At 70.1% G+C, this 7,108-nt stretch carries 6 protein-coding genes; 4 read left to right on the forward strand and 2 right to left on the reverse strand.

The annotated features are described in order from the left end of the window. Positions 1-104 precede the first annotated feature (104 nt). From CLV63_RS22910 to CLV63_RS22920, 3 genes are all read left to right on the forward strand, one after another. The gene (locus CLV63_RS22910) at positions 105-1,337 is read left to right on the forward strand and encodes an ATP-binding protein (RefSeq protein ID WP_245928988.1); all 1,233 of its coding nucleotides are present in this window, start codon (positions 105-107) and stop codon (positions 1,335-1,337) included. 81 nt (positions 1,338-1,418) lie between these two features. Continuing rightward, the gene (locus CLV63_RS22915) at positions 1,419-2,087 is read left to right on the forward strand and encodes a response regulator (protein ID WP_106585244.1); all 669 of its coding nucleotides are present in this window, start codon (positions 1,419-1,421) and stop codon (positions 2,085-2,087) included. 67 nt (positions 2,088-2,154) lie between these two features. Further along, positions 2,155-3,069, forward strand: coding sequence for a DUF4429 domain-containing protein (locus CLV63_RS22920; RefSeq protein WP_106585245.1), 915 nt, complete (start codon positions 2,155-2,157; stop codon positions 3,067-3,069). 53 nt (positions 3,070-3,122) lie between these two features. Here CLV63_RS22920 and CLV63_RS22925 read toward each other — a convergent pair whose 3' ends face one another. Continuing rightward, complete coding sequence (locus CLV63_RS22925; protein WP_106585246.1) at positions 3,123-4,055, reverse strand: nucleoside hydrolase; 933 nt, start codon at positions 4,053-4,055, stop codon at positions 3,123-3,125. Positions 4,056-4,219: 164 nt separating this feature from the next. Here CLV63_RS22925 and CLV63_RS22930 point away from each other — a divergent pair, with 164 nt between their 5' ends. Then, entirely contained in the window at positions 4,220-6,523 is a 2,304-nt protein-coding gene (locus CLV63_RS22930; protein ID WP_106585247.1) for a UvrD-helicase domain-containing protein, read from the forward strand. 375 nt (positions 6,524-6,898) lie between these two features. On the opposite strand, the gene CLV63_RS34115 is transcribed toward CLV63_RS22930, so the two are convergent. Beyond that, positions 6,899-7,108 (reverse strand): hypothetical protein (locus tag CLV63_RS34115; protein WP_211301426.1); only part of this gene is annotated, 210 nt, incomplete at its 5' end.

The raw sequence follows: 7,108 nt of genomic DNA on the forward strand, positions 1-7,108 counted from the left end.
ACCGGCCGCGGGGACCACGCGGGGGGACAGCCCTGATGTGCGCGCGCCCCGCGCAGAGGCATGCTTGGACCCGAGCACATCAGCCCGGCACGAGGAGAGACCCGGTGACGGATACGGCGACCGAGACGCCGCGGCTCTACCGCGGCCGGGACCGGCTGCTGTCCGGTGTCGGCTCAGGGCTCGCGCGCCACCTCGGCATCGACCCGGTGGTGACCCGGCTCGCGCTGCTCGTCCTCAGCATCACCGGTATCGGCATCGCCGTGTACCTCGCCCTCACCTTCTTCGTCCCGGTCGAACCCGAGACCCCGCCGGACGCCGCGCCGGACGCCGCGGCGGACGGGACCGGCGCCCGCGACGCCCGCGCCCGGAAAAAGGGCCGCGACATCGGGCAGCTCCTCGCCTACCTCGCCCTCGCCGGCGGGTTCGCCGCCCTGTTCCTCCTCTTCGGCGGGATCTTCGACCCGTTCCTGTGGTTCATCATCTTCGGGACGCTGGGCGCCACCATCCTGTGGCAGCAGGCCAACCCCGCACTGCGCGACGAATGGGTCAGCACGACCGCGTTCCGCAACCGCAAGAGCTGGGTGCGCACCGGCGCCGGGGTCCTGCTCGTCGGGACCGGCGTCATCGGCTTCCTGATCTTCCAGCAGCAGCTGTCCGAGGCGCGCGCCGGACTCACCTTCGCCTTCACGATGCTCTCCGGCATCGCGCTCATCGCCGCGCCGTGGATCGTCGGGCTGATCCGCGAACGCGACAAGGAGCGCCGCGAGCGCATCCGCAGCCAGGAGCGCGCCGAACTCGCCGCGCACATCCACGACTCCGTGCTGCACACCCTGACCCTCATCCAGCGGCGCAGCGACGACGCGCGCGAGGTGCAGCGCCTCGCCCGCGTCCAGGAGCGGGCCCTCCGCAGCTGGCTCTACCAGCGCCCGGCCGACGCCGAGACCACCATCACCCCCGGCCTCGAACGCGTCGCCGCCGAGGTCGAGGAGGCGCACGCCGTCCCAATCGAGGTGGTCTGCGTCGGCGACTGCCCGATCGACGACGGGATCCGCGCGGCCCTCCAGGCGGCGCGCGAAGCCATGGTGAACGCCTCCAAGTACTCCGGCGAGGACAGCATCTCGGTGTTCGGCGAGGTGGCCGACGACGAGGTGCTGATCTTCGTGCGCGACCGCGGTGCGGGCTTCGACCTCGCGGCGGTCCCCGACGACCGCATGGGCGTCCGCGGATCCATCATCGGCCGCATGGAGCGCCACGGCGGCAGCGCCCGCATCCGCACCGGGCCCGGCGACGGCACCGAGGTCCAGCTGCGCATGCCGCGCATCAAAGACGCCGAGTGACGCGGGCCTTCCCCGCGCGACTACGGCCGGTAGCGGCCGACCGGATGCCGAACACGCGCAGACCTCGGTAGAGTCCAAGGTGTGGCAGACGACAGCAGCTTCTCCAGTGGTGCCCGCATCCCGCGCGTCGTCATCGTGGACGACCACCGACTCTTCCGCAGCGGCGTGCGCGGCGAACTCGGCGACGCCGTCGAGCTCGTCGGCGAGGCCGGCGACGTCGACAGCGCCGTCCGCGTCATCGGCGACGTCCAGCCCGACCTCGTGCTGCTCGACGTCCACCTGCCCGGCGGGGGCGGTGTCGAGGTCCTGCGCCGCGTCCTCGCCCAGCACCCGGAGATCCGGTTCCTCGCACTGTCGGTGTCCGACGCCGCCGAGGACGTCATCGGCGTGGTCCGCGGCGGCGCGCGCGGCTACGTCACCAAGACCATCTCCGGCAAGGAGCTGACCACCGCCATCGTGCGCGTGGCCGACGGCGACGCCGTGTTCTCCCCGCGCCTGGCCGGGTTCGTGCTCGACGCGTTCGCCGCCACCGACGCCCCGCCAATGGACCCCGAGCTCGACCGCCTCACCCAGCGCGAACGCGAGGTCCTGCGGCTCATCGCACGCGGCTACGCCTACAAGGAAGTCGCCAAGGAGCTGTTCATCTCGGTCAAGACCGTCGAGACCCACGTCTCCTCGGTCCTGCGCAAGCTCCAGCTCTCCAACCGCCACGAGCTCAGCCGCTGGGCCACCGCCCGCAAACTCGTCTGACGCCGCGGCGGCAGGCGGGGGCGGCGACAGGGCTCGACGGGGCCTTCGGAACCACAGGAGGCCGTTAATGGACGAACTACGCGGCGACCGCGCCGTCTGGCGATTCGACGGCGAGTCCATCGCCATCCGCTACACCACGCGCCGGTTCGGCGACCACCTCTTCAAGGCGCTGGTCCACTGCGACATGCCGGTGAACGCCGTCGCCGCCGTCGACTTCCAGCCCGGTGCCGGCCGGAAAAAGGGCTGGATCATGCACCTCCGGCTGCGCGAGCGCACCGACCCCTACTCGGTGCAGGGCGCCGCACTGGCGAAGGACCTCCAGCCGTTCCTGATCACCGGGCCGGCGAAGACCGAATTGCTGGCCGAGTACTACGCCGAGCAGATCGCGTTCTCCGTCGACAACGCCGCGGCCGACCCGCCGCCCGACACCGCCACCCGGCTGGTGCCGCAGGTGCCGCTGCACATCCAGACCTCCGAGGGGACAGCGGCGTTCGACGGTTCGGTGCTGCGGTTCGTGTGGTCCGGGTCCGAGGCCGCCTCGCGCAAGCGCAAGCAGCAGCGGCGCGAGTTCCCCCTCGATGCCATGACGAGCGTCGAGTGGATCCCGTCGGACGGGTGGGAGTACGGCCACCTGCGCGCGAACGTGCGCGACGCAGCGGACAACGTGTCGGCGAAGCCCAAGAACGACTTCTCCTGCCTGCTCTTCGACGAAGGCAAGGAGACCTCCGCGTCGCTGCTGATGGCGGCGACCGTCACCGCGCACCTGTGGGCCCGCGAGGGGCGGCCCGGTGTCGGGTCAGGGGCCGGCCGGCCGCCGGCCCTCGAATCCGGGGACGCGGCGGCGCCCGCCCCGGCCGGGCCGGCGACCGACACCGGGTGGATCTACGCGCAGATCGAGGCCCTCGGCGGGCTGCACGCCAAGGGCGTCCTCACCGACGACGAGTTCACGGCGAAGAAGGCCGAACTCCTCGGCCGCATCTGAGGGAACCCCTGCGCCCGAGGCACGCCCCCGGCGTCCCGCGGTCCGCGGGACGCTCAGTGCAGCGCGTCGAGCATGCGGTCCAGGAACACCTCGGAGTCCGTCTCGGTGACCAAGGTGACCTTGGGCCGCTCGTCCGAGGTGTTCGGGAGGTCGCGCAGGTCGGCGATTGTCAGGCCGCGCGTGTGCTCGCCCTTCAACTCCACCCGCACCGCCGTGCGCACCGACTCGGTCGTGATCGCCGGGTCGAGCAGGACGGCGGCCGCCAGCGGGTCGTGCATCGCGCAAGCCCGCTCCCCGTAGATGTGGGTGTAGTAGCCCGAGTAGAAGTCCAGGAATCCGGACGTGCGCTGCGCGCGGTCGCCCTGGAACTCCGCCAGCCGGGCCAGCCACGGCTCGCGCGCCACCGCGCGCATCGTCACGTCGAGCGCCACCAGGGTCAGGTCGAACCCGGCGCCGAGCACGACCTCGGCGGCCTCCGGGTCGTTGCTGATGTTCGCCTCCGCCCACGGGGTGACGTTGCCGGGGACGCGAACCGCGCCGCCCATGACGACCACCCTGCGGAGCAGCGACGGCAGCTCGGGTTCCAGGTTGAGGGCCAGCGCGATGTTGGTGAGCGGGCCCACGGCGAGCAGGTCGATCTCGCCCGGCGCCGAACGCGCCGTCCGCACCAGCAGCTCGGCCGCCGACTCCGCGACGGCGCGGGCCTGCGCCGGCTCGGTCTCGACGTCACCCAGGCCGTTCGCGCCGTGGACCTTCTCGGCGAGGTGCGGCGGCTGCACGAGCGGGCGCGCGGCGCCCTTCGCGACCGGGACGTCCGGCCGACCGTACAGCCGCAGCAGGCGCAGGGCGTTGTCGGTGGTGACCTCGACCGAGTTGTTGCCGTAGACCGTCCCCAGCCCGACCAGCTCGACGCCGGGGTCGGCGGTCAGGTAGGCCAGGGCCACCGCGTCGTCGATCCCCGGGTCGCAGTCCACGAACACCCGCATGATTGCTGTTCCTCCCGATCCACCCGATTCCACGCAAACCCCTAGAGCTTAGATCTGCGGCGATACCGTTCCGAACCCGCCCCGGCCCCGGGCTGCGGCGCCCCGCCGGCGCCCGCTCGGACGACCCCGCACCCGCGGCGCGGCGAGCCCCGTAGGCTTGACGGGTGTCTTCCGAAGAGCTCCTCCTCCACGGTCTGAACGAACCCCAGCGCACCGCTGTCACCCACAGCGGAAGCCCGCTGCTGATCGTCGCGGGCGCCGGTTCGGGGAAGACCAGGGTCCTCACCCACCGCATCGCCCACCTGCTCGCCGAGCGGGGCGCCCGGCCCGGTGAGATCCTCGCCATCACCTTCACCAACAAGGCCGCGGCGGAGATGAAGGAGCGCATCGAGAAGCTGCTCGGCGCGCGCATCGCGAAGTCCATGTGGGTGATGACGTTCCACTCGGCGTGCGTCCGCATCCTGCGCCGCGAAGCGTCCCGGCTCGGCTACCCGAGCAGTTTCACCATCTACGACTCGGCCGACTCCCAGCGGCTCATGCAGCTGGTCTGCCGCGAACTCGATCTGGACCCCAAGCGGTTCCCGCCCCGGTCGTTCTCGGCCCAGGTGTCCAACCTGAAGAACGAACTGGTCGACTACGACACGTTCGAGGGGCAGGCGCAGAGCGAGCAGGAGAAGAAGCTCGCGGAGGCGTACAAGCTCTACCAGCAGCGGCTGCACCAGGCCGGCGCCATGGACTTCGACGACCTCATCATGGTCACGGTCAACCTGCTCCAGATGTTCCCCGACATCACCGAGTACTACCGGCGCCGGTTCCGGCACATCATGGTCGACGAGTACCAGGACACCAACCACGCCCAGTACGCACTCATCCGCGAGCTCGTCGGCGACGCCGAGCCCGACGCGGTGGTGCCGCCACCGGAGCTGTGCGTCGTCGGCGACGCCGACCAGTCCATCTACGCGTTCCGCGGCGCGACCATCCGCAACATCCTGGAGTTCGAGCGCGACTACCCGACAGCGCGCACCGTCCTGCTGGAGCAGAATTACCGGTCGAGCCAGAACATCCTGACCGCGGCGAACACCGTCATCTCGCAGAACGCCGACCGCAAGGCGAAGAACCTGTGGTCGGAGCGGGGGACCGGGCCGTCCATCACGGGGTACGTCGCCGACAACGAGCACGACGAGGCGGCGTTCGTCGTCGGCGAGATCGACAAGCTGACCGACGACGGTGTGTGCGCCCCGGGCGAGGTCGCGGTGTTCTACCGGACCAACGCGCAGTCCCGTGTCTTCGAGGACGTGTTCATCCGCACCGGCCTGCCGTACAAGATCGTCGGCGGTGTGCGCTTCTACGAGCGCAAGGAGATCCGCGACATCCTCGCTTACCTGCGCGTCCTCGCCAACCCCGAGGACACGGTCAGCATGCGCCGGATCCTGAACGTGCCCAAGCGCGGCATCGGCGACCGCGCCGAGGCGTGCGTCGAACTGTTCGCGGCGCGCGAGCGGATCTCCTTCGCGCAGGCGCTGCGCCGGGCCGAGGAGGCGCCGGGCCTGGCGACCCGTTCGCTGAAGTCGGTGCGGGAGTTCACGGCGCTGCTGGACGAACTCGGCGCGCTGGTCCCCGAGAGCAGCCCCGCGCAGGTCGTCGAGGCGGTCCTGCACCGCACCGGGTACCTGTCGGAACTGGCGAACTCCAAGGACCTCCAGGACGAGAGCCGGGTGGAGAACCTGGAGGAGTTCGTGGAGGTCGCCAGGGAGTTCGAGAACACCTTCGCCGCCCCGCCGCCGTGGGACGAGGAGCCCGAGGAGGCGGCGTCCGGATCCGGTGAAGACGGGGGCGGGCCCGAGGCGGACGCCGCCGAGGCGCCGCCGACCCTGGTCGACTTCCTGGAGCAGATCTCACTGGTCGCCGACGCCGACCAGATCCCCGACGCCGACGAGCACGGGGGAGTCGTCACCCTCATGACGCTGCACGCGGCGAAGGGCCTGGAGTTTCCGGTGGTGTTCCTGACCGGGATGGAGGACGGGGTCTTCCCGCACATGCGGACACTGGGCGACCGGGTCGCGCTGGAAGAGGAGCGGCGCCTCGCCTATGTCGGGATCACCCGTGCGCAGGAACGCCTGTACCTGAGCCGCTCCGCTGTACGCAGCGCGTGGGGCACCCCTTCGTACAATCCCGCGTCGCGGTTCCTCGATGAGATCCCGAACGCCCTGGTGGACTGGCGCCGCGCGGAGTCGACGCTGCCCGGTGCGGGCGGCACGAGGTCGCGGATGAACCCGCCGGCGCGGCGGCCGGCGCAGGCCGTGCCGACCCTGAGCGTCGGTGACAAGGTCAACCACGACGCGTTCGGGCTGGGAACGGTGCAGCTCGTCGACGGCGCGGGCGACAAGACGAAGGCCCGCATCGACTTCGGTGCCGACATCGGGGAGAAGGACTTCCTGGTGAAGTTCGCGCCGATCGAGAAGCTGTAGCCGGTGCGGCGGGCGGCCCGCGCGGTGCACCCGGTGCGGGCGGCGCACCGGTCGGCCGCGTGGGAGTGAAAAAATCGGCGCGAAGCACGGCCGTGAGGATGTACTCTGGTGGAACCGAGCGAAACGAACGCGGGAACCCCCGCGGGCGAGCCGGTTCTCCCCACTCCGACACTTTGGTCTGAGCACGCTCCGGCCGGATGTAGAGTGGGACCACTGCCGAGAAGACATCAGGTCCTTGACCGGGTGGCATCTCGAAGGTAAGTTTGAAGGGTTGGCCCAAAAACGGAAGCTGTCTGCTAAGCTCCGGTACGGGAAACCACAGCAGTACATAACCGAGGCACCGTCCTTGCGGAAGAGCTCGAATCCTCCTGAATTTCAGCTGATTCTGAGTTTGTATGCGGGTGTGCGGGTTGTTTCTTGAGAACTCAACAGCGCGTGTTCGATTTTCTTTAAGCCAAAGTTTGTTTTGGCCCCGTCCACCCGTACCCCGTTCGGGGTGTGTGGTGGTGGGATTCCTTTGATTGACAATGATGGTCCGCCAGGACCATGTCGGTCAGGGTTCGCCTTCACAATGGTTTGACCACC

The sequence above is a fragment of the Murinocardiopsis flavida genome, from assembly GCF_003014485.1.
Taxonomy (GTDB): Bacteria; Actinomycetota; Actinomycetes; order Streptosporangiales; family Streptosporangiaceae; genus Murinocardiopsis; species Murinocardiopsis flavida.

Bases quoted from the DNA above. Each gene is read 5' to 3' on its own strand.
- CLV63_RS22920 (WP_106585245.1), top strand. From the start codon at position 2,155: ATGGACGAACTACGCGGCGACCGCGCCGTCTGGCGATTCGACGGCGAG.
- CLV63_RS22925 (WP_106585246.1), bottom strand. From the start codon at position 4,055: ATGCGGGTGTTCGTGGACTGCGACCCGGGGATCGACGACGCGGTGGCC.